Source organism: Streptomyces sp. NPDC002676 (assembly GCF_053592455.1).
Window position 1 is genome coordinate 272,563 of sequence record NZ_JBSFVT010000001.1, and the last position, 21,344, is coordinate 293,906.

18 protein-coding genes and 1 pseudogene are annotated in these 21,344 nt (G+C 71.4%); 9 read left to right on the plus strand and 10 right to left on the minus strand.

All coding sequences use genetic code 11. The annotated features are described in order from the left end of the window. Positions 1–114 precede the first annotated feature (114 nt). A complete protein-coding gene (locus ACWD3E_RS01280) occupies positions 115–1,056 on the minus strand; it encodes a hypothetical protein (RefSeq protein WP_451385472.1) in 942 nt (313 codons plus the stop codon). A gap of 393 nt (positions 1,057–1,449) precedes the next feature. On the opposite strand from ACWD3E_RS01280, the gene ACWD3E_RS01285 reads away from it, so the two are divergent. The 4 genes from ACWD3E_RS01285 (at position 1,450) to ACWD3E_RS01300 (ending at position 7,797) form a co-directional block, all read left to right on the plus strand. After that, positions 1,450–2,379: a serine hydrolase gene (locus ACWD3E_RS01285; protein ID WP_451385473.1), complete on the plus strand. Its 930-nt coding sequence runs from the start codon at positions 1,450–1,452 to the stop codon at positions 2,377–2,379. Positions 2,380–2,432: 53 nt separating this feature from the next. Continuing rightward, entirely contained in the window at positions 2,433–3,473 is a 1,041-nt protein-coding gene (locus tag ACWD3E_RS01290) for an esterase-like activity of phytase family protein (RefSeq protein WP_451385474.1), read from the plus strand. 91 nt (positions 3,474–3,564) lie between these two features. Further along, a complete protein-coding gene (locus tag ACWD3E_RS01295; RefSeq protein WP_451385475.1) occupies positions 3,565–7,293 on the plus strand; it encodes an ABC transporter ATP-binding protein in 3,729 nt (1,242 codons plus the stop codon). 114 nt (positions 7,294–7,407) lie between these two features. After that, complete coding sequence (locus ACWD3E_RS01300; protein WP_451385476.1) at positions 7,408–7,797, plus strand: hypothetical protein; 390 nt, start codon at positions 7,408–7,410, stop codon at positions 7,795–7,797. 25 nt (positions 7,798–7,822) lie between these two features. On the opposite strand, the gene ACWD3E_RS01305 is transcribed toward ACWD3E_RS01300, so the two are convergent. Then, positions 7,823–9,682 (minus strand): glycoside hydrolase family 3 protein, encoded by a 1,860-nt coding sequence (locus tag ACWD3E_RS01305; protein WP_451385477.1) that lies wholly within the window; start codon positions 9,680–9,682, stop codon positions 7,823–7,825. 163 nt (positions 9,683–9,845) lie between these two features. Here ACWD3E_RS01305 and aroA point away from each other — a divergent pair, with 163 nt between their 5' ends. Further along, complete coding sequence (gene aroA, locus ACWD3E_RS01310; RefSeq protein ID WP_451385478.1) at positions 9,846–11,093, plus strand: 3-phosphoshikimate 1-carboxyvinyltransferase; 1,248 nt, start codon at positions 9,846–9,848, stop codon at positions 11,091–11,093. 447 nt (positions 11,094–11,540) lie between these two features. Here the strand turns inward: aroA and ACWD3E_RS01315 are convergent, their stop codons facing one another. The 3 genes from ACWD3E_RS01315 to ACWD3E_RS01325 form a co-directional block, all read right to left on the minus strand. Continuing rightward, positions 11,541–12,779 (minus strand): MFS transporter, encoded by a 1,239-nt coding sequence (locus ACWD3E_RS01315; protein WP_451385479.1) that lies wholly within the window; start codon positions 12,777–12,779, stop codon positions 11,541–11,543. 135 nt (positions 12,780–12,914) lie between these two features. Continuing rightward, positions 12,915–13,715: a sugar phosphate isomerase/epimerase family protein gene (locus ACWD3E_RS01320; RefSeq protein WP_451385480.1), complete on the minus strand. Its 801-nt coding sequence runs from the start codon at positions 13,713–13,715 to the stop codon at positions 12,915–12,917. Positions 13,716–13,796: 81 nt separating this feature from the next. Further along, positions 13,797–14,843, minus strand: a complete 1,047-nt coding sequence (locus ACWD3E_RS01325) for a LacI family DNA-binding transcriptional regulator (RefSeq protein ID WP_451385481.1) — start codon at positions 14,841–14,843, stop codon at positions 13,797–13,799. A 211-nt stretch (positions 14,844–15,054) separates the two neighbouring features. On the opposite strand from ACWD3E_RS01325, the gene ACWD3E_RS01330 reads away from it, so the two are divergent. Then, positions 15,055–15,630, plus strand: a complete 576-nt coding sequence (locus ACWD3E_RS01330) for a hypothetical protein (protein WP_451385482.1) — start codon at positions 15,055–15,057, stop codon at positions 15,628–15,630. On the opposite strand, the gene ACWD3E_RS01335 is transcribed toward ACWD3E_RS01330, so the two are convergent. Together ACWD3E_RS01335 and ACWD3E_RS01340 are read right to left on the minus strand one after the other, a co-directional pair. Continuing rightward, positions 15,586–15,813, minus strand: coding sequence for a DUF397 domain-containing protein (locus tag ACWD3E_RS01335; protein ID WP_451385483.1), 228 nt, complete (start codon positions 15,811–15,813; stop codon positions 15,586–15,588). The two genes, ACWD3E_RS01330 and ACWD3E_RS01335, sit on opposite strands and share 45 nt — an antisense overlap. Then, positions 15,800–16,624, minus strand: coding sequence for a helix-turn-helix domain-containing protein (locus ACWD3E_RS01340; protein WP_451385484.1), 825 nt, complete (start codon positions 16,622–16,624; stop codon positions 15,800–15,802). The genes ACWD3E_RS01335 and ACWD3E_RS01340 overlap by 14 nt, the downstream gene beginning before the upstream one ends. Positions 16,625–16,979: 355 nt before the next feature. On the opposite strand from ACWD3E_RS01340, the gene ACWD3E_RS01345 reads away from it, so the two are divergent. Continuing rightward, positions 16,980–17,255: a hypothetical protein gene (locus tag ACWD3E_RS01345; protein ID WP_451385485.1), complete on the plus strand. Its 276-nt coding sequence runs from the start codon at positions 16,980–16,982 to the stop codon at positions 17,253–17,255. A 78-nt stretch (positions 17,256–17,333) separates the two neighbouring features. Further along, a complete protein-coding gene (locus ACWD3E_RS01350) occupies positions 17,334–17,813 on the plus strand; it encodes a hypothetical protein (protein WP_451385486.1) in 480 nt (159 codons plus the stop codon). A gap of 348 nt (positions 17,814–18,161) precedes the next feature. Here the strand turns inward: ACWD3E_RS01350 and ACWD3E_RS01355 are convergent. After that, a pseudogene (locus ACWD3E_RS01355) lies at positions 18,162–18,266 on the minus strand (ribokinase); the annotation flags it as partial. Positions 18,267–18,363: 97 nt separating this feature from the next. Then, on the minus strand, positions 18,364–19,212 hold the full coding sequence (locus tag ACWD3E_RS01360) for an NAD(P)H-binding protein (RefSeq protein ID WP_451385487.1): 849 nt from the start codon (positions 19,210–19,212) through the stop codon (positions 18,364–18,366). A 90-nt stretch (positions 19,213–19,302) separates the two neighbouring features. Between ACWD3E_RS01360 and ACWD3E_RS01365 the strand changes: the two genes are divergently transcribed. Beyond that, entirely contained in the window at positions 19,303–19,905 is a 603-nt protein-coding gene (locus tag ACWD3E_RS01365) for a TetR/AcrR family transcriptional regulator (protein WP_451385488.1), read from the plus strand. 40 nt (positions 19,906–19,945) lie between these two features. Here the strand turns inward: ACWD3E_RS01365 and ACWD3E_RS01370 are convergent, their stop codons facing one another. Then, entirely contained in the window at positions 19,946–21,289 is a 1,344-nt protein-coding gene (locus ACWD3E_RS01370) for a hypothetical protein (protein WP_451385489.1), read from the minus strand. Between the last annotated feature and the right edge of the window lie 55 nt (positions 21,290–21,344).

Below are 21,344 nucleotides of genomic sequence, written 5' to 3' on the forward strand. Positions count from 1 at the left end.
GCGCCTGTCAGCCGAGCGCCGGAAGCACGTGCAGGGGCCGCTCGGCCGTGGACCGGGGCGCGATGACATCCCGGCAGTGGTGATCGAGGGCGAGGACGACGCGCTTCAAGAGGCCTACGCAGTCTGGGCGTTGCGGGCACGGTCGGAGAGGAGTCGGGTGAGGTCTTCGAGGTCGGTGCTGTCGTAGCTGCGGCTCTCGTTGTCGTTGCCGACGACGATGGTGAGGACTGTTCCGGTGCGGACCATGGTGTTGCGGCTGGTCTCGGTTTCGTAGCCGACCCCCTGGCTCGTCGAGATCGAGAACGCGGCGGTCTGGTCCCCGATGCGGGGCATGGTCAGCGTGTCCGCTCCCTGCTGCTGCGCCTTGCGGGTCTTCGCGTCGAAGGCTGCCCGTGCCGTCTTCTCGTCCGGGTAGGCGTACACCGCAAACTGGGTGTCCATGCTGTAGCGACCCAGATACTCGGCCTCCGCTTCGAAGGTGGAGCCGTCGTCCTGCGAGGAGGCGTCCGCGGTCGGGGCGGTTTGTTCGGTCCAGCCCGACGGGAGGCTGCCCGCGTCCGGCAGCACGCTCCGGACGGCCTCGGCATCGGTGAGCGGCTTCGCCGCGCCAGTACGGCCGTCTCCCGCCGCGTCGTTGCCCGATCCGCCGACCGTGAAGCCGACGGCCGGTTGGCCTTGTCCCTGCGCGGAGCCGCCGCCTCTGGCCTCCCCGTTGCCCGAACCGTTGTCCACGACGTGGATGCCGCCGTAGACCAGGAGCGCCACCAAGGCGGCCAGCGCGACGCAGACGGCACCGAGGGCGGTGCGCCCGGCCGGCGTGTTGTTGAAGGTCACCGGGCCGATCGCGATCGTGTTGCCGCGTACCCGCGACCCGCCGTCGATCACCACGCTGTTCCGGATGTCGCGCATGGGTGGTGCGGCGGGTGGTGGCCCGGCGAGGACGGGAGCCAGGGCGGCTGCCAGTGCGGCGGCGAAGTCCTGGTCGGCCGTGACGCGGGCGCTGAGTTCCTCGCGCAGTCCCGCGATCGCGGCCGGGTCGTCCGGCTGCGCGGCCACCGCATCCAGGGTGGCCTGTCCTGACGGCGTGCCGCCGAGTCGCTGCCGTACGAGATCACCGACCGCCTGTCCGGCACCGGTGGCAGCGGCAGTTGCTGAGCTTTTGGCAAGTTCTGTCACTACTTGCGCGGCTTGTGACACGAGCGTTGATGCGTCCATCATTCCCCCGTCTCTCTGCCGTGCACATGCTAAGGCGAGTCGGGCTCGCGGGCATCAACTTGCTTGAGAGTAAGGGTAATTGGCCGCATTTTGCGTCACGTCCGTGATCCTCGCGCCTCGCTCCTGAGCCGCCCGCTCTCGAACCCCCGTGCAACTATCGGCCGCCCTGGCGAGTCAAGGGAGGCGGCCGCGTGCTTCGCGCGGCCGTCTCATCTGAAGGGGACGGGAAACTCCATGACTCGTCACACGTCCCGGCGGGCCCGTGTGCTCGGTGCCGGGCTTGCCGCCGGGGTGCTCATACCCACCGTGGCCGCCGCCACCCCGGCCGCCGCGGCCACGCCCGCCGTCAGCTGCACCTCCGCCAAGGCGGGGCTCGCCGCCAAGCTGCAGAACGACATCACGGCCGCCCTCGCCAACCGCAGGGGCACCGTCGCGGTCGGCGTGTACGACCGTGTCACCAACACCACCTGCACGCTGCGCGCCACCAGCTCCTTCGACTCGGCCAGCACCGTCAAGGTCACCGTCCTCGCCACGCTGCTGTGGGACGCGAAGCTGCACAACCGGTATCTGACCGACCGTGAGGTCACGCTCACCAGGGCCATGATCACGCAGTCCGACAACAACGCGACCACCACGCTGTGGAGGCAGCTCGGGCTGACGAAGATCAAGGGCTTCCTGGCCGCCGCCGGGATGACGAAGACCGTGCCGGGCGCGAACGGCTACTGGGGGCTCACCCAGATCAACGTCACCGACGAGCAGAAGCTGCTCAAGCTCATCACCGCCAGGAACGCCGTGCTGAGTGACAACTCCCGTGCGTACATCCTGAAGTTGATGAGCCAGGTCATCTCCTCGCAGCGCTGGGGCACACCCGCCGGGGCGCCGTCCACCGTCACCGTGCACGTCAAGAACGGCTGGCTGCCGCGCTCCACGCACGGCTGGCGCGTGCACAGCCTCGGCACCTTCAACGGCAACGGCCACGACTACATGATGTCCGTGCTGACCTGGGACAACAGCACCATGGACTACGGCGTCAACACCATCCAGGCCGTGGCGCGGGCGGTCCACAAGGACCTGGTGCCGACCACGTCCGCCGCCACCGCCCAGCGCTACACCCCGACGACCACGCCCAGCGAGGCGATCCCCGCGGTGCCGTCGAGCGGCTGACGCTTCACGGCGCGGACTCCCGTACGTCATCGGTTCGCCCTACGGTGGCGGCCATGCGTCTGAGAACCGTACTCGCCACCCTCACCGCCGGCCTGGCGGCGGCCACCAGCACCCTGACCGCCGCCGGGCCCGTCATAGCCAGCCCGGCCAACTCGGCCACGGATCACGCCTGTTCGTCCACCGTCTCCCTCGACCGCTTCTCCGACGCGCTCGACAAGACGACGTACGACGGCACCTTCGTCGGCAACTTCTCCGCGCTCGCCGTGGACCGGGACGGCTCCTTCGCCGCGCTGGAGGACCGGTCGTCCCTCTTCACCCTGGACCCGACGACCCTTCAGCCGGCGTCGGCCGTCCACCTCGCCGACGAGAACGGCGCCGACCTCGACTCGGAGGGGCTGGTCATCGACCGGGACGGCACCCGGCTGATCACCTCCGAGAACGAGCCGTCCGTACGGCGCTACTCCCGCGACGGGAAGATCCTCGACCGGCTCCCGGTGCCGTCCTCCCTGCTGGTCGCCCCGGCCGGGCGCGCCACCCGCAACCTGACCTTCGAGGGCCTGACCCTCCTGCCCGGCGGGCACACCCTGCTGGCCTCCATGGAGTCCTCGATCTCGGGCGACTCCACCGGCATCGTCCGCTTCCAGACCTGGGAACGGACCAAGGACGACCACTTCCGGCTCTCCGCCCAGTACGCCTACCGCACCGACGCCGGTCTCGGCGTCCCGGAGGTCCAGGCCACCCCCGACGGCCGCCTCCTCGTCCTGGAGCGCGGCTTCACCCCCGGCGTCGGCAACACCGTCCGCCTCTACCTGGCCGACATGCGCCATGCCACGGACACGAGCGGCGTCGAGAACCTCACCGGGCAGCCCGAGGTCCAGCTGATCCGGAAGGCCCGGCTCGCGGACATCGCCGACTGCCCGAGCCTGGGCGCGACCGCCCGGCAGCCCCAGCCCAACCCGCTGCTGGACAACATCGAGGGCATGACGATCACGGGCCGTGACCACACCGGTCGCCTTCGGGTCCTGCTGGTGAGCGACGACAACCAGAACCCGGCGCAGACGACCCGGTTCTATTTCCTGCGAGTGCATGTCTGACGCCTGGCGCCGCTTTGTTGCAGGGGGATGAAATCCGCCCCCGTACGCGTTGGTGTCTTCCGGCAGAACAGAATCGACGGGAGGCACCAGCGTGGCAGCGCAACGGGGATGGGCACGGAGGCTGGCGGGATACGCCTGGCGGTATCCGAAGGACGTCGTCCTCGCTCTGGGCTCGTCCCTGGCCGGTATGGCCGTCATGGCCGTCGTCCCGCTGATCACCAAGGTGATCATCGACGACGTGATCGGCGACCACAGCCGCTCCATGGGGCCCTGGGCCGGCGCCCTGATCGGTGCCGCCGTCTTCGTCTACGCGCTCACCTACATACGCCGCTACTACGGCGGCCGGCTCGCCCTCGACGTCCAGCACGACCTGCGGACCGAGATGTACGGCACGATCACCCGGCTCGACGGCCGCCGCCAGGACGAGCTGTCGACCGGGCAGGTCGTCGGCCGGGCCACCAGCGACCTCCAGCTGATCCAGGGCCTGCTCTTCATGCTCCCGATGACCGTCGGGAACGTCCTGCTCTTCGTCATCTCCCTGGCGATCATGGCGTGGCTGTCGCTGCCGCTGACCCTGGTCGCCCTCGCCGTCGCCCCCGCCCTCGCCTGGATCGCCAAGCACAGCCGCAGCAAGCTGCACCCCGCCACCTGGTACGCGCAGGCCCAGGCCGCAGCCGTGGCCGGAGTGGTCGACGGCGCCGTGAGCGGCGTACGCGTGGTGAAGGGGTTCGGGCAGGAGGAGCAGGAGACCGGGAAGCTCAGGGAGGTCGGCCGCAGGCTCTTCGCGGGGCGGCTGCGCACCATACGCCTGAACAGCAAGTTCACCCCGGCACTCCAGGCCGTACCCGCCCTCGGCCAGGTGGCCATGCTGGCGCTCGGGGGCTGGCTGGCCGTGCGCGGGCACATCACGCTCGGCACTTTCGTCGCCTTCTCCACCTATCTCGCCCAGCTGGTCGGCCCGGTCCGCATGCTCGCGATGGTCCTCACGGTCGGCCAGCAGGCCCGCGCCGGCACCGAGCGCGTCCTGGAGCTGATCGACACCGAGCCGACCCTGCAGGACGGCACCCGGACTCTGCCCGCCGACGCGCCCGCGAGCGTCGAGTTCGACGACGTGTCCTTCGGGTACGCCAGCGGCTCCAAGGTCCTCGACGGGCTCAGCCTCGAGATACAGCCCGGCGAGACCCTCGCCGTCGTCGGCTCCTCCGGCTCCGGCAAGTCCACGCTCTCCCTCCTCCTCCCGCGCTTCTACGACGTCACGCACGGCGCCGTCCTGATCGGCGGGCACGACGTGCGCGAGCTGACCCTGGACTCGCTCAGGGCCGCGATCGGGCTGGTTCCGGAGGACTCGTTCCTGTTCTCCGAGACCGTCCGCGCCAACATCGCCTACGGCCGCCCGGACGCCACCCAGGAGGAGATCGAGGCCGCCGCCCGCGCCGCTCAGGCGGATCGATTCATCGCCGAGCTGCCCGCGGGCTACGACACCAAGGTCGGCGAGCACGGTCTGACCCTCTCCGGCGGCCAGCGCCAGCGCATCGCGCTCGCCCGCGCCCTGCTCACCGACCCGCGCCTGCTGGTCCTGGACGACGCCACCTCGGCCGTGGACGCCCGTGTCGAGCACGAGATCCACGAGGCCCTCAAGCAGGTCATGGAGGGCCGGACCACCCTCCTGATCGCCCACCGGCGCTCCACCCTGAACCTCGCCGACCGCATCGCCGTCCTCGACGGGGGGCGGCTTGCCGATCTCGGCACGCACGAGGAGCTCCAGGAGCGCTCCGCCCTCTACCGCCGGCTGCTCACCGACCCGGACGAGCTCGGCGGAGTCTCTCCGGGCCACGCCCTGCCGCCCGTGCCGCAGGAGGACACCAGCGTCCGCGAGGAACTGGACGCCGAGTTCGACGCCGAGCGCGGGGTCACCCCGCGGCTGTGGACCGGCGACCGTGAGGCCAAGAACGCGGAGGACACAGCGCTGGCCGGCTCCCCGGCCACCCCGGAGCTGCTCGCCCAGGTGGCGGCGCTGCCCCCGGCCACCGACACCCCCGACATAGACGAGGCCCGCGCCGTCCGCGCCGAGGAGTCGTACGGCCTCAGGCGCCTGCTGCGCGGCTTCGGGCTGCCCCTCCTGCTCAGCCTGCTGCTCGTCGCCGTGGACGCGGGCGCCGGTCTGCTGCTGCCGGTGCTGATCCGGCACGGCATCGACCAGGGCGTCACCAAGATGGCCCTGGGCGCGGTCTGGGCGGCTTCGCTGCTGGGCCTGCTCACCGTGCTGGTGCAGTGGGTGGCGCAGATCGGCGAGACCCGGATGACCGGCCGTACCGGCGAACGCGTGCTGTACGCGCTGCGGCTGAAGATCTTCGCCCAGCTCCAGCGGCTCGGCCTCGACTACTACGAGCGCGAGCTGACCGGCCGGATCATGACCAGGATGACGACGGACGTCGACGCCCTCTCGACCTTCCTGCAGACCGGTCTGGTCACGGCGTTCGTCTCGGTCGTCACCTTCCTCGGCATCATGGTCGTCCTGCTGGTGATCGACGTGCAGCTCGCCCTCGTCGTGTTCACCACCCTGCCCCCGCTGATCATCGCCACCTTCTTCTTCCGCCGGGCGAGCGTGAAGGCGTACGAACTCGCCCGTGAGCGCGTGTCGGTGGTCAACGCCGACCTACAGGAGTCGGTGGCGGGGCTGCGGATCGTGCAGGCCTTCCGGCGCGAGCGGGACGGCGGCGCGCGGTTCGCCGAGCGCAGCGACAGCTACCGGAGCGCCCGCATCCGCGGCCAGTGGCTGATCTCCGTCTACTTCCCGTTCGTGCAGCTGCTGTCCTCGGTGGCCGCGGCGGCCGTGCTGATCGCGGGCGCGCACCGGGTGGAGGCGGCCACGCTGACCACGGGCGCGCTGGTGGCGTACCTGCTCTACATCGACCTGTTCTTCGCGCCCGTCCAGCAGCTCTCCCAGGTCTTCGACGGCTACCAGCAGGCCACGGTCTCGCTGGGCCGCATCCAGGAGCTGCTGCGCGAGCCGACGTCCACGAAGCCCGCCGAGGAGCCCCGGGACGTCCTGTCCCTGCGCGGCGACATCGGCTTCGAGGGCGTGCACTTCGCTTACGGGGACGACGAGGAGGCCCTCGGGGGTATAGACCTCAGGATCCCCGCCGGGCAGACGGTCGCCTTCGTCGGCGAGACCGGCGCCGGCAAGTCGACCCTGGTGAAGCTGGTGGCCCGGTTCTACGACCCCACCGGCGGGCGGGTCACCGTGGACGGCACGGACCTGCGCACCCTGGACCTGACGTCCTACCGTCACCGCCTCGGGGTCGTCCCGCAGGAGGCGTACCTCTTCCCGGGCACGATCCGGGACGCCATCGCCTACGGCCGCCCGGAGGCCACCGACGCCGAAGTCGAGGCGGCGGCACGGGCGGTGGGCGCGCACGAGATGATCGCCACGCTCGACGGCGGCTATCTGCACGAGGTCGCCGAGCGTGGCCGTAACCTCTCGGCCGGCCAGCGCCAGCTGATCGCCCTCGCCCGCGCCGAACTCGTGGACCCGGACGTCCTGTTGCTGGACGAGGCGACGGCCGCCCTGGACCTGGCCACCGAGGCCCAGGTCAACATGGCCACCGACCGCCTCGCGGGCCGCCGTACGACGCTGGTGGTCGCCCACCGGCTCACCACCGCGGCCCGCGCCGACCGGGTGGTGGTGATGGACCACGGCCGGGTCGCCGAGGACGGCAGCCACGCGGAACTCCTGGCGCGCGACGGCCGGTACGCCGAGCTGTGGCGCACGTTCATCGGCCAGGCAGAACCGGAGGAGCCGGTGGGCGCCTCCCGCTGACCCCGTCTCACCGTCTCCTGACGGTCGTGCAACCATGCGACACACCCGTGCGTCCGTACATCAGTACGTAAGTACGGGAGTACGGCATGGCCGTCGTGTGACGGGGAGGACTCAGTGGACAGTGGTGCGATACGCCGGCGTCTGGCGCTCGGTGCGGCGGTGCTGGCCGCGTCCGGGGCATTCGCTCTGGCGGTGCCGGGCAGCGCGCAGGCGGCGGACAGTGCCTGCACCGGACGCACGGTGCGGACCCTGCCGTTCAGATCCGGCGCCGTGCAGGTCTACAAGCGCGACGGCTACGTCTGCGCCATGACCGTCACCAAGAGGCCGGGCGTGACCCGCTGGATGATGGTCAGCCTGCAGGCCCGCGGCAACCGGGCCGTCGTGGACAAGGGCTACTTCAGGCACCACGCAGGCCCGATCACCGTGCACGCCGGCCACCGCTGCGTCTACATCAAGGGCGCGGTGGGCCGGGACTCGGTCGACTCCGGCTGGATCCTGTGCTGACGACGAGACGGGCGACGAACGCGGGCTAGTAGGTCAGTCCGTACCCGATCGGGAACAGCACCCGCGCCGGATCGTCCGCCCGCTGCACCGGAACCGGCAGCCGTCCGTTCGGCGCCACCCGTCCGGCGATCACCCGTGCGGCGGCGCGCAGTTCCGTGTCGGTCCAGGAGTAGGACGCCAAGTAACCCTTGACGGCAGTGAGTTGGGCCACGTCGTAGGGGTTGCGGACGGCGATCGCCACCACCGGCCTGCCCGTGGCGAGCAGCTGCTGCACGAGGGTCTTCTGGGCGCTGCCCGCCGTCACGTTGTACGTCCCGACGACCACCGCGTCCGCGTCCCGCGCCGCCGTGACCGCCTTGTCGATGGTGGCTGCGGAGGGTGCGGTGCCGGTGGACAGCGCGGTGGCGGTGAAGCCCAGCTCGGTGAGGGCGGCGGCCAGCACGCCGGTGGGCGGGCCGGTGGTGCCGGACGGGGAGGCCGGATCGGCGCCGACGACGAGGATCCGGGGCGCGGTGCGGCGGTCGAGCGGGAGGATGCCGCCCTCGTTGACGAGCAGGGTCGTGGTCCGCTCGGCGATGCGGTCGGCGGTCTCCAGATGCTCCTCGGTGCCCACCGTGCGGTCGACGCCGGCCTGGCTGACGTACGGCTGCTCGAGGAGCCCGAGCCGCGTCTTCAGCCGCAGGATCCGCAGGATCGATTCGTCCAGGCGCGCCTCGGTCAGCTCGCCCGACTGGACCGCCTTGAGGACCGCGTGCCAGGCCACGTCGATCGAGGGCGGGTTGAGCAGCTGGTCGACCCCGGCCTTGAGCGCCAGCACCGGCACCCGGTCGTCGCCGTACTTCGTGCGGACGCCCTCCATGCCGAGGGAGTCGGTCACCACGACCCCGTCGTAGCCGAGTTCGCCGCGCAGGATGCCGGTCAGGATCGGGTGGGAGAGGGTGGCCGGGTCGCCGGAGTCGTCGAGGGCCGGGAACTGGATGTGCGCGGTCATGACCGAGTCGATGCCCGCCTCGATCGCCGCCCGGAACGGCACCGCGTCCAGCTTCTCCCACAGCTCCCGGCTGTGCGTGATGACCGGGAAGCCGGTGTGGCTGTCGACGGCGGTGTCGCCGTGCCCCGGGAAGTGCTTGGCGGTCGCCGCGACCCGGGAGGCCTGATACCCCTTCACCTCGGCCGCGACCAGCTCCGCCACCGCGGCCGGGTCCGCCCCGAACGACCGTACGCCGATGACCGGGTTGGCCGGGTTGACGTTCACGTCGGCGTCGGGGGAGTAGTCCTGGTTGATGCCCATCGCGCGCAGCTCGGCGCCGGAGATCCGGCCGAGGGTGCGGGCGTCGGACCGGGAGCCTCCCGCGCCCATCGCCATCGCGCCCGGGAACAGCGTGGCCGGCTTGCCCACCCTGCACACTATGCCGTGCTCCTGGTCGGTGGTGATCAGCACCGGCAGGCCGCGGGGCTGCTCCAGGGAGGCCCGCTGGATCCCGTTGGACAGGTCCGCGATCTGGTGGGGGTCGCGGGTGTTGTGCGCCCAGCTGAAGTAGATGATCCCGCCGACCCGGTACTTCGCGATCAGCTCGGCGGCCGTACGGACCCCGAGCTCCTTGAGGTTGGCGTCGATGTCGGCCTGGTCGGGGGCGGTGGCGGAGTGGCCGTAGACCCGCATCACGAAGAGCTGGCCGACCTTCTCCTCCAGCGTCATGCGGGAGATGAGGGCGCACAGCCGGCGGTCGCCGTCGGGGCCGGCGGCGTGGGCGCTCGTCGGTACGGTCAGGGCGGCGGTGAGACCCGCGGTCGCGGCGAGGACGGCCCGTCTGGACGGCCGTGCGCTGTTCCTGCTGTGTCCGGTGCCGTTTTCCGTGCTGTTTCCCGTGCTGCTGTCGTGCACGTGCGCTCCTTCCGGAGGAGAACCGCTGAAGGAAACTTCCGAGCAGCCACCAATATCCGGGAAGTTTCTTTCCGTCAAGGCAATGCGCAGCGCCCAGAAGGGTGATCGTCCAGCCCCTGGACCGTCGGGCCCGGCGCGCGGGCGGGGCTGCGATCATGAGGCCATGCCCGCAGTCGAGATCCCTGGTTCCAAGTCCATCACCGCCCGCGCGCTCTTCCTCGCCGCTGCCGCCGACGGCGTCAGCACCCTCGTCCGGCCCCTGTCCTCCGACGACACGGAGGGCTTCGCCGAGGGCCTGGCCCGGCTCGGCTACCGGATCGGCCGTACGCCGGACGCCTGGCAGGTGGACGGCCGCCCGCAGGGCCCGGCGGTCGCCGAGGCCGAGGTCTACTGCCGCGACGGCGCCACCACCGCCCGCTTCCTGCCCACCCTGGCCGCCGCCGGCCACGGCACCTACCGCTTCGACGCCTCCCCGCAGATGCGCCGCCGCCCCCTCGGCCCCCTCAGCCGGGCCCTGCGCGACCTGGGCGTGGACCTGCGGCACGAGGAGGCCGAGGGCCACCACCCGCTCACCGTCCACGCGGCCGGCGTCGAGGGCGGCGAGGTCGTGCTGGACGCGGGCCAGTCCTCCCAGTACCTGACCGCGCTGCTGCTGCTCGGCCCGCTGACCCGCGCGGGCCTGCGGATCCGGGTGACCGACCTGGTGTCGGCGCCGTACGTCGAGATCACGCTCGCGATGATGCGGGCGTTCGGCGTGGACGTCGTCCAGGACGGCGACGTCTTCGAGGTGCCGGCGGGCGGCTACCGGGCCACCACCTACGCGGTGGAGCCGGACGCCTCGACCGCGAGCTACTTCTTCGCCGCCGCGGCCCTCACCCCGGGCCGCGAGGTGACCGTGCCGGGCCTCGGGGCGGGGGCGCTCCAGGGCGACCTGCGGTTCGTCGAGGTGCTGCGGCGGATGGGGGCCGAGGTGGAGGTCGCCGAGGACCGGACGACCGTACGCGGCACGGGAGTTCTGCGCGGCCTCACCGTCAACATGCGGGACGTCTCCGACACCATGCCGACGCTCGCCGCGCTCGCGCCGTTCGCCGACGGGCCCGTCCGCATCGAGGACGTGGCCAACACGCGGGTCAAGGAGTGCGACCGGCTGGAGGCCTGCGCGGAGAACCTCCGGCGGCTCGGCGTGGACGTCGCGACCGGCCCGGACTGGATCGAGATCCGCCCGGGCTCACCCCTGCCGGGAGCGGAGATCAAGACCTACGGCGACCACCGCATCGTCATGTCCTTCGCGGTCACCGGGCTGCGGGTGCCGGGGCTGTCCTTCGACGACCCCGGGTGCGTACGCAAGACGTTCCCCGGCTTCCACGAGGCGTTCCGGGCGGCTTTCGGGGAGCCGGACGGGCTGGGCTGAGGGGGCGGCGCACCCAGGTGACACCGGCGGCCGGCTCGGGCGCCGTAGCCCGTAGTTGGGCCGGGGGCCAAGGGCCGGGGGCTGGGGCCGGGGGGCGGGGCCCTCCAGGCGCCCGCCTCGGCCAGGGCGGCGAGGGTGGACCGGTCGTTCACCGCGTGCCGGTGACCGGGGTGAAGCCGGCTGCCGCGCCCTGCCGGTGGGTGCCCGGCCAGCACGCTGCGTGCGGCGCGACAGCCGCGTCGCCCGCGTCGCAGCCTCGCCGTGTCGCCCGCGTCGCCGTGTCGCGCCTCGCAGTGTCGCCCGAGTTGCCGCGTCGCGCGCCTCGCCCGCGTTGCCCGCGTTGCCCGCGCCGCGCGCCTCGCCCGCGTTGCCCGCCTCGCGCGCCTCGCCGCGTCGCCCGCCTCGCCTGCCTCGCCCGCCTCAGCGCCTCGCCCGCCTCGCGCCGCCTTACGCCGCGTCCGGTGCCGTGGCCGCCTCTCGCAGCTGTGGCGTCGAGCCGGCCACCGCCGCCACCGCCAGTACGCACAGCAGGCCGCCCGTGACCAGGGAGGTCGTGCCGGAGGTCCAGCGGGCGACCAGGCCGCCGCGGACGTTGCCGAGGCTGGGTCCGGCCCGGGCGACGATCGCCTCGGCGGCCGAGACCCGGCCGAGCAGTGCGTCGGGGGTGTGCGTCTGCACGATCGTGGCGCGGGAGACGACCGAGATGGCGTCCGCCGCCCCGGCGACCACGAGCAGCGCGAGACCGGCCCAGGGGTTGGCGACCAGCCCGAACAGCACCAGGGCCGCGCCCCAGGTGGCGGACGTGCACAGCATCACCGGGCCCGGCCGGCCGAGCCGGGTCAGCGACCCCGACAGCGCGGACGACAGGATGCCGCCCACTGCCAGCGCCGACAGGAACAGGCCGAGCGTGCGCGGGTTGTCCCCGAAGCGCTCGGCGTTGACCAGCGGGAACAGGCTGGCCGGGAAGGACAGCGCGGTGGCGGCGAGGTCGGTGATCAGCGCGCCCCGCACCACCCGGTGCCCGGCCAGGAACCGCAGCCCGTCCAGCACCCCGTGCAGGCCCGCCCGCGACGGCTCGCCCTCCGGCGGCAGCGCGGGCAGCCCGAAGGCGCCGTAGAAGGCGAAACCGAAACTGAGGGCGTCCAGCAGATAGAGGGGGCCGATGCCCAGCCAGCCCAGCAGCACACCGGCGACAGCGGGGCCGAGCAGCATCATCGACTGCCCGGTGACCCCTTGCAGGGCCAGCCCCGCGGCCACCTGCTCCTTGGGCAGCAGCCGTGGGACGAAGACCCCGGCAGCCGGGTGGCCCAGCGCGCCGAAGGCCGACTGCACGGCGATGAGGGCGAGGATCCCCACCACCGGGACGTGCCCGGTGAATCCCTGCACGGCCAGCAGCGCCGAGCAGACCGCCTGGCCGACCGTGGCCGCGAGGAAGACCCGCCGCCGGTCGGCCCGGTCCACCCACACCCCGGCGAACAGCCCGAACACCACCAGCGGCAGCGCGTCCGCCAGCCCGACGGCGCCGGTCCAGACGGTGCTGTGGGTCAGGTCCCACACCTGGTACATGACCGTCACGAAGGTCATGAACCCGCCGAACAGGGACACCGTCCGGCCGATCAGCAGCCGCCGGAAGACGGGCGAGGTGCGCAGCGGCCGTACGTCGATGAGGGAGTTGCTGAGGCTCATGAGCGGGGGCGGGCGGCGCGGAGCGCGGGCTGCGGGATCACCGGGGGAGGCTAGCGGGGCGTACGGTGCAGGGGCCACCGAATTACGGCGGCCAGGCCGCGTCGTCTCCGCGGATGCTGTCGCCTCTGCGGTCGCTCAGGCCGCCTCGTCCAGCAGCCGGCCCAGGTGGTGGCGGCCCGCGTCAAGCAGACCCGGCAGTGGGGCGGCGGACTTGTACCAGCGCTTCTCGTACTCCCAGCACAGCCAGCCGTCCCAGTGGTGCCGGCACAGCACGTCCACGCACTCGGTCAGCGGGAGCACGCCCGCGCCGAGCGGCAACGGTGTGGTGTCCTCGGCCGAGGAGATGTCCTTGACCTGCACGTATCCGAGGTGCGGGGCGAGGGCGGCGTAGCTGTCGGCGGGCTGCTCGCCGCCCAGCCAGGTGTGCATGACGTCCCACAGCGCGCCGACCCGCCGGTGGCCGACCGGGCCGAGGACGCGGATCGCGTCGGCGCCGGTGCGGTGCGAGTCGTGGGTCTCCAGCAGGATGCGGACCCCGAGCGCGGTCGCGTCCTCGGCGACGGTGCCCAGGCGACGCGCGGCGACGGCATCGGACTCGGCGAGGGGCCGGCTGGGGTCGGCGCCCGGGAAGACCCGGACGAAGGGGGCACCCAAGTCGTGGGCCAGCTGGAGGAGTTGACGGATCTCGTCGAGTACGGCCGCATCGTCACCCGGCGCGGCGACGCGCGCGTACCCGGCGACCGCCAGCACCTCGACCCCGGCCGCCCGGAACGCGGCGGCCGTCTCGGCCCGCTCGGCGGGGGAGAGGCCGGGGTGCACCGGCTCCTCAGGGTGGGCGCGCAGCTCGACGCCGTGGTAACCGTGCGCGGTGGCGAGCGCCAGGACGTCCGGCACGGGCAGGCCGGGAACACCGAGAGTGGAGAACGCCAGCTTCATACTCCGGACCCTACGCCTCCGCCCCGACGCCGACCGCTCGAAAGGCCCGGAGCCCCCACGCCTCCCATGTCCCCACGCTGTCTACGCCCGCGGCACCCCGGTGGACCCCCGCACCATCAGCTCCCCGCGCACGGTGGCGAGGTCCCCCGGCGGCGGCTCCTCGCGGCCCATCGCGATACGGCCGGCCCGCGCCCCCACCTCCGACAGGGGCAGGCGCACCGTCGTGAGGGACGGCACCGCATCGGCGCTGAACGGAAGGTCGTCGAAGCCCGCCACCGACACGTCCTCCGGGATCCGCAGCCCCGACTCGCGCAGCGCGGCGCACGCGCCGAGGGCGACGGAGTCGTTCGCGGCCACCACCGCCGTGAGGGACGGGTCCCGGCGCAGGAGCTCCAGCGTGGCCTCGTACCCCGACCGGCGGTCGTAGCGGCCGTGCACGAGCCGGCGAGGGTCGTCCTCGACGCCGGCCGCGGCCAGCGCCGCGCGGTGGCCCTCCAGGCGGTGCCGGGTCGTCGTACGCTCCTCCGGTCCGGCGATGTAGCCGAGGCGCCGGTGGCCGAGGCCGGTCAGGTGCTCGGTCAACTGCCGGGCGCCACCGCGGTTGTCGAAGGTCAGCGCGACCGCCCGGGTGTCCGGCGCCGACGGGCGCCCGCACAGCACGACCTGGGTCCCGGCGTCCGCCAGTTTGCGCAGCTTCGCCGCCACCGCCGCCGCGTGCGGCGCGTCCTCCATGGCTCCGCCGGTCAGCACCACGGCCGCGGCCCGCTGCCGCTGGAGGAGGGTGAGATACGTCAGCTCGCGCTCCGGCGACCCGCCCGTGTTGCAGACGACCGCCAGGCGTTCGCCGCCCGCCCGGCCGCCCGGCCCGCCTATCTCGGCCTGGATCGCGCTCGCCATGATCCCGAAGAAGGGGTCGGCGATGTCGATGGCGAGGATGCCGACCAGGTCGGAGGTGGCCGCCGCGAGCGCGCTCGCCGGGCCGTTGAGGACGTAGTCCAGCTCGTCGACGGCCCGCAGCACCCGCTCGCGCGTGGCGGCGGCCACCGGGTAGTTGCCGTTCAGCACGCGCGACACCGTCGCGGGCGAGACCTGGGCGCGGGCCGCCACGTCCGCAAGGGTCACCGTCATGTCGTCCGTCCTCTGGTCGTGCTTTTTGGTCCTCGTAGGCGTACGCCCTGGTAGACAGGCCGCGCGCGGCCACGGTTCCGTGAGGTGCCGAGCAGACCATAAGGCCAACAGCCCCGGCTGTTCGCCCCCTCGAACGACTTGACGTGGAACGGACCTTGTCCGTGGCGGAGACAACTGAACGGTTTGCCGCACACGTGATCCAATAGGGGACATGACCGACACGATCAGGTCTCTGGGGCCGCTGGTACGGCTGGAGGACCGCTGGGCGCTGGGCGACACCCGCAGGCCGGGCGGCGGTGCCTGGGTGGAGTTCCGCGAGGACGGCCTGTGCGCCCACGCGCGTGACTCCGGCGAGGAGTTCATCCCCTGGACGAGGATCATGCTGGGGTTTCGTCTCGTCGTGGGCGCCAAATACCCCAGCAAGGGCGAGAACGTCACCCAGTTCGGCATGCTCGCCGGCCTGCCGGGTCCCTTCAGGGGCCGGGGCGGCGGCTATCTCCACATGACGCTGCGCCATCCCTACGAGGACCACATGGTCTTCTTCGACCGCCACCCCCACTGGTACCCGCTCCCCGACGTCTACTTCCTCGACGCCCTGCTGAAAGAGATGGTCACCAGGGGTGAGATCCACCGGCTCGCCGACACCGCCTGGCTGGACGGTGCGGTCACCCGCGTGCCACCGCTGAAGAAGATGATGACGAAGCGCAGGACGCAGGAGGCGCTGACCCAGGTGCTGGGAAACTCAGGCGTCGCCGATCCTTCCCTCCCTGACGGCGGCCACGAATGACGCCCAGCCGTCCGTCGAGAAGATCAGCGCCGGGCCGGTTAGGGCCTTGCTGTCGCGGACGGGTACGACGGCGTGGCCGCGGGCTACTTCGAGGCACTCGCCCTGGTCGCCGCCGCTGTAGCTGGACTTGTGCCAACCGGTGAGCGTGGACGAGTCGGAGACGGTGTGCTCACTGCTGACCATGTGCGTGTTCCTCCGCTGCGGCCCTGACGAGGGCCAGTGACTCCTGCTGCGATAACGCGTCGCTCAGCGCAAGAGCGTAGGCGGTCTGACTGGCGGCCACCAGCGCCGGATCGTCCATCAAGTGGCCGGTGAGAAAGCCCTCGGCGTAGGCCACCGGAGCAGAGTCCTCGAAGCTCATGAGCGTGAGCAGGCTCTGTTGGAGCGGGTGCGCCCCGACACCGTACGGAAGCACGTGCAGCCGCAGCCGTCCCGCCTCGGCCATGTCCGCGATCTTGTAGAGCTGTTCGGCCATGGCCTGCGCGCCACCGACGCGGCGCCGCAGCACGGACTCGTCGAGCAACGTCCAGACGACCGGCTTCAACGGTCCGTCGAGAATCCGGGCACGCTTTGTTCGAATGACAACGGCTTCGTCAAGTTCCGTGGCCGTATGGTTCGGCCGGTACGCGCGGAACAGGGCACGCGCGTAGCGCTCGGTCTGGAACACGCCTGGTACCAGCGAGAGGGCGAACTGCTGGATCATCGTGGCCTGTTGCTCCAGCTCGGCTACGGCCGCGAAGTGGTCGGCGTACTTCGACTCCAGGTCCTCCAGCCACCGCGAGAAGAACCCGTCCGTCTTCAACGCCTGGTCGATCCGCCGCGCGTCATCGGGCTTGGGCAGCCGCCTCCCGGCCTCGTAATGACTGATCAGCGTGGGTGAGCACACGACCAGTTCGCCCAGTTCCTCCTGGGTGAGCCCAGCCGCCACCCGCCGCAGCCTCAGCTCCTCCCCGTACTTCTCGCGCGGCGTTCGCGGCCTGCGGTCAACGCTCATGCGGCCAACTCCCTTGCTGACAGGCTCGTTGTCAACCCCCCGCGTCTAGAAGCGTAGCCACCGCCGACCCCACGCTGTGAGTGATTCGCAACAGAACGCAGTCACCGCAGGTGAGAAAGCAGGTCGGCATGACACATCTCCTGGCCCGGCTGGTCGAGCCGTTGCTCCGGCTTCTCCTGCCCGCGCGTGGGCGACGGCGCCGTAGGCCGGTCGTACCGCTCCCGTGCGCGTACGTGTACCCGTACTCATGCCCATACGTCGGCCGCCCGACGACGTACCGCAGGCATGAGGTCCCCCTTCGTGGTGAGGACAGCCCACTCGTCCGCCCCTATCTCGACCTCGTGGAGGCCTCCGCATGAGCGGGCGCCTGCTTCCCTGGATCGGCTCCGACGGCAAACCCTGTTACCTCGTGGGTGACGGCGCCGGGTACGTCTCCCGGCTCGCGGACCAGGTCGAGAGCGTTCAGCTCGGCATGGCGGACGGCCTTCTCGACCACGCAGCCGAACTCCTCACCGAGCACCGCTTGACCGGCGGAGAGCTGCACTACCTCGCCCGACGGCTCAGCGAGTCCCTGTGGGAGGTCAAACGGGTCGCCGAGAGCAGGGGGGAGCGTCTGGCGCGGCTGGGCTGAGGTGCCCGTTTCCCACCGGCTTGCCGCCCCTCGTTCGGGGGATGGCGAACGCTCGACTTTCGAAGTAATTTCAAAGTCATGCCACCTGAAAACGCCGCCGTGAACTTTTCCGAGCTGGTGAACAAGAACAAGCAGACACTTGCCCGTCTCAAGGAATCTCCACGACTGCTGCTGCACCGCAGAGACGGCGAAGACCTGGTCCTCACCACAGCGGCGAGGGCTGAGCAGGACCAGACCGTGGTGTCGGCGGCGACCCGCATGCTGGCCGCGATGGCGCGCCGCGAGCCCGGCAGCATGGAGCTTCTCCTGGACATCCTGCCGGACGCCTTCCCCTGGGTCCGCTTCCTTCCAGAAGCCGATGTCCACGCCTTCGCCGTCGAACTGGTCGATACCATGCGGGCCGCCGACTCCATCGGCAACAGCGCTGCCGTCGCCCAGCTGCTCATCGCCTGGCAGCACACGGCCGAGGTGCACTCCGACCCCGAACTGCTGGCCGCGCTGACCAGGGACCACGGCGAGGACTATGGTCCGACACCGGACCCGAGGGGCGTCGCGTGAGCGCGGGCCGCGGTGACCGTGCCGCACCGCCGGCACCGGAGGGGCAATGGGAGGTCCGTTTCGCAGACGGGGCTGCTGCGAAGGGATGGGAGAACCTCTGCCGGCAGGCACGGGAGAACACCTATCGAGCCTGGGTCATCATGCGTACGGATCCCAGGCCGACCATCGAGTCACCCCGGCACCACCGTCTCAAAGGCAGCCTGGCGCACGGCACCCACCGCGGACACACCTGCGAGCAGTGGCAGATCGAGGTGACCGGGGGAGGGCGCATCTGGTACCTCCTGGACACTGCCCATGACACCTGCTGGGTCACCTTCGCGGGGACAGGGCATCCCCGAGCCACGGACTGAGGGCAGCGCCCGTCGAGGCCCCGCCGACCAGCACACCCACCGTGTCGACCCCGGCCGCCCGCAGCGAGTCCAGCAGGAGACGGCCGTGGCCGTCGTCGCCGAGTAGGTCGAAGTCGTCTAGGAACATGGCTCCCTGCTAGGTGAGTTGTACCGTTCCGCAACTGAAGCATGCCGCGTTCTCCGACCCGGTAGGTCAGGTCCTACCGGAAGGCGGGCAGGTTGCGCGCGACCCACTCGCCGAAGGGCCGGGCCGGGCGACCGAGGACATTCTCCACGTCACGGCTGACCACCTGCTCGGCCGGCAGCGGGACGCCGAGGATGTCCAGGGTGCCGTCGATGACCTCCTCGGGCATGAACTGCGCCATGTGGGCATGGGCCTGTGCGCGGGACAGCTCCACGAAGGTGACGTCCTCGCCCAGGGCCTGGGAGATCACGGCAGCCTGCTCGCGCGGGCTGATGGCAGCGGGCCCGGTCAGTTCGTACGTGCGCCCCGCGTGCCCGCCCTCGCGCAGTGCGGCTGCGGCGACCGCGGCGATGTCGGCCGGGTCGACGACGGGCAGGGCCACATCGCCGAACGGCGCGAAGACGGTGCGCTGGGTGCGGACCGGCTCGGCCCAGGCGAAGGCGTTGGAGGCGAATCCGCCCGGGCGCAGGATCGTGAAGTCCGCTCCGGAAGCGCGTACGGCGTCCTCGAACGCGCGCAGGCGGGTGTGTGAAGGGGCCTCGGGGCGGGTGGAGTTGATCTGGGAGGAGAGCAGGACGACCCGCTTGACCCCGGCGTCCACGGCCGCGTCGAGCAGGGCGTCCGGGCGCTCGCCGTGGCCGTTGAGTTCACCGCCCAGCAGGATGAAGAAGGCGTCGGCGCCGTCGAGGACCGGCCGCATGCCCGCGGCGTTCCCGACATCGGCCTGGGCATGCCGCACGCCGGCCGGGAGCCCTTCGGTGGGCTGCGGCCGCCGCGAGACGGCCACGACGTCCTCGCCGGCCTCGGCGAGCAGGGGCACCAGGGTCTGTCCGATGTTGCCGGTAGCGCCGGTCACCACGATCATTTTGTTTTCCCCAAGTTAGTTAGTTGGCTGACTTACTCGCGTGGAAGGACCGTAGCACGCCCTTCCCGGGGGTTGTCTATAGTTAGTTGGGTGACTGACTCAGCGAAGCTGCGGGTGCGAGCGACCGACAAGCGCAGGCGACTGACGGCCGCGGCGGCCCGGGTCCTGCACGAGCAGGGCGTCGAGCGCACCACCCTCGCCGACATCGCGCGCGAGGCCGACGTCCCCGTCGGGAACGTCTACTACTACTTCAAGACCAAGGACGAGCTGGTCCTGGCCGCGCTCTCCGAGCACAGCGCGCACCTGGACGAACTCACCGGCCACCTGGACGAGTTGCCCGACCCGCGCGAGCGCCTCAAGGCCCTGATCGAAGCCTGGGTCGGCCAGCGCGAGGTCGCCGCCCGCCACGGCTGCCCGACCGGCACCCTGGCCGTAGAACTCGACAAGCGCGCCGACGGCACCCTCGACGCGGAGGCCGGCACGGTGATCCGGCGCCTGCTGGACTGGACCGCACACCAGTTCCGCGCCCTGTCCCTGCCCGACCCTGACGACCTCGCCGTCACCCTCGTCGCCGCCTACCAGGGCATGTCCCTCCTGGCCAACGCCCTGCGCGAGCCGGACATCATGACCCGCGAGGGAGCGCGTCTCCTCCGGTGGCTCGACTCTTTGGAGGTCCCGGACCGGACGGTGTGACCCACCCGCCCCGTTGGGGAGCGGGCCGTGGTCATGCGGGTCAAGCCATCTTGAGGGCCGCCACGTGCCGGGCTCGTTCCTCCAGTTCGCGGACCCCGGCGACGCTGCGGTACGCCGGGAGAGACTTGAGCATCGATTTCAGGTGCTCGTCCCCGCGTGCACTGCTGATTGCCACGTGCTCGTCCAGGAATGTCCCCCACGTCCGGCAGGCGGCTTCGACGTGCCGCATGCGGAACTGCCGCTCTGCGATGACCCCAAGGCAGTGCAGACGCCCTTGCCGCTCCAGCGGAGACCTGACCGCGTTCGACCGGCGCAGGGCCTTGATGCTGCCCTCGGGGTCCTTCAGGTGCCAAAGTACGTGCGCCTCATGGAAGAAGTAGGCGGCTTGGTCGTAGCCACCCACGGCGTCCCGGCGATTGTCGGCCTGGGACAGGGCGGTTTCGGTCTCGCGGAGCCGAGTGAGGGCGGTTTGCCGGGCGCCGGTCATCGCCGCGGCGGCAGCTTGCTGACCGCGTAGGAACGCCACCAGGCGCGGGCCTGCGCTGGGGGCCGCTTCGGCGGCGGAGTCGGCGAGTTCAAGGCCCTTCCTGCCGTGGCCGAGGTGGGTGGCCTGAAGGCTCATGCCACGGAGGGTGCGGCAGTAGGTGAGGTGGTCACCGGCTTCGCCGGCAAGGTCGAGTGCTCGCCGGTAGTACTGCTGGCCCAGGCCCTGCTGGTTCTCGTACATGGCCATCCAGCCCGTGAGATAGACCAGATCGGCAGCGGCGGCCTTCATGTTCCGCTGTACCTGGCCTTTGCCGGAAGCGCGTAGGTAGGTCCCTACGCTGTTGACCAGGAAGGCGGCGGCCATGGGGCGGGCGTGACCGGCGCCCATCTGGTCCAGGATGTCAGCGATCTTGTCCGTCATCGTGCGGACGGTCTCGACGTCGGATGTACCGATGTGCAGTGTCCGACCTGCCGTATCGGCCTCGGCATGCGCGCCGCGGTCGGCGATGTCCTCAAAGCGCGGGACGGCCAGCGCTGCAACGTACATGCCGCCCTTGAGTACCCCCCGCCGTGCGGGGTCCATGTCTGCTCGGCTCAGGTCGATCACCCCGGTCACCGGGTCGTGCGGCTCGGCAGGGTCTGTCTCCCAGCCGATCTCGGCGCACGTTACGGGGTGCCCGAGGAGTCGCGAGAGAGCCTCGGCGACTGCGGGCCTCACCTCCGGTCGGGGCACGCTGCCGGCGAGCCAGTGAGACACGCTCGTCTTGTCATAGTGCAGGGTCAGCCCCAGTTCGCGGCCGGTGGCGTTCACCCGTCGCGCGAGCTGGGCGTTTCCGATTCCTCCCGACTGCGTCAGTTCTGCCAGTGCGGTGTTAGGCGTGCGCGGTCGTCGTCCCATCGGTGAACCCCCGAGTGCGTTCAACCAGTTCAACCCTCTCCCCACTCTGCTCCCT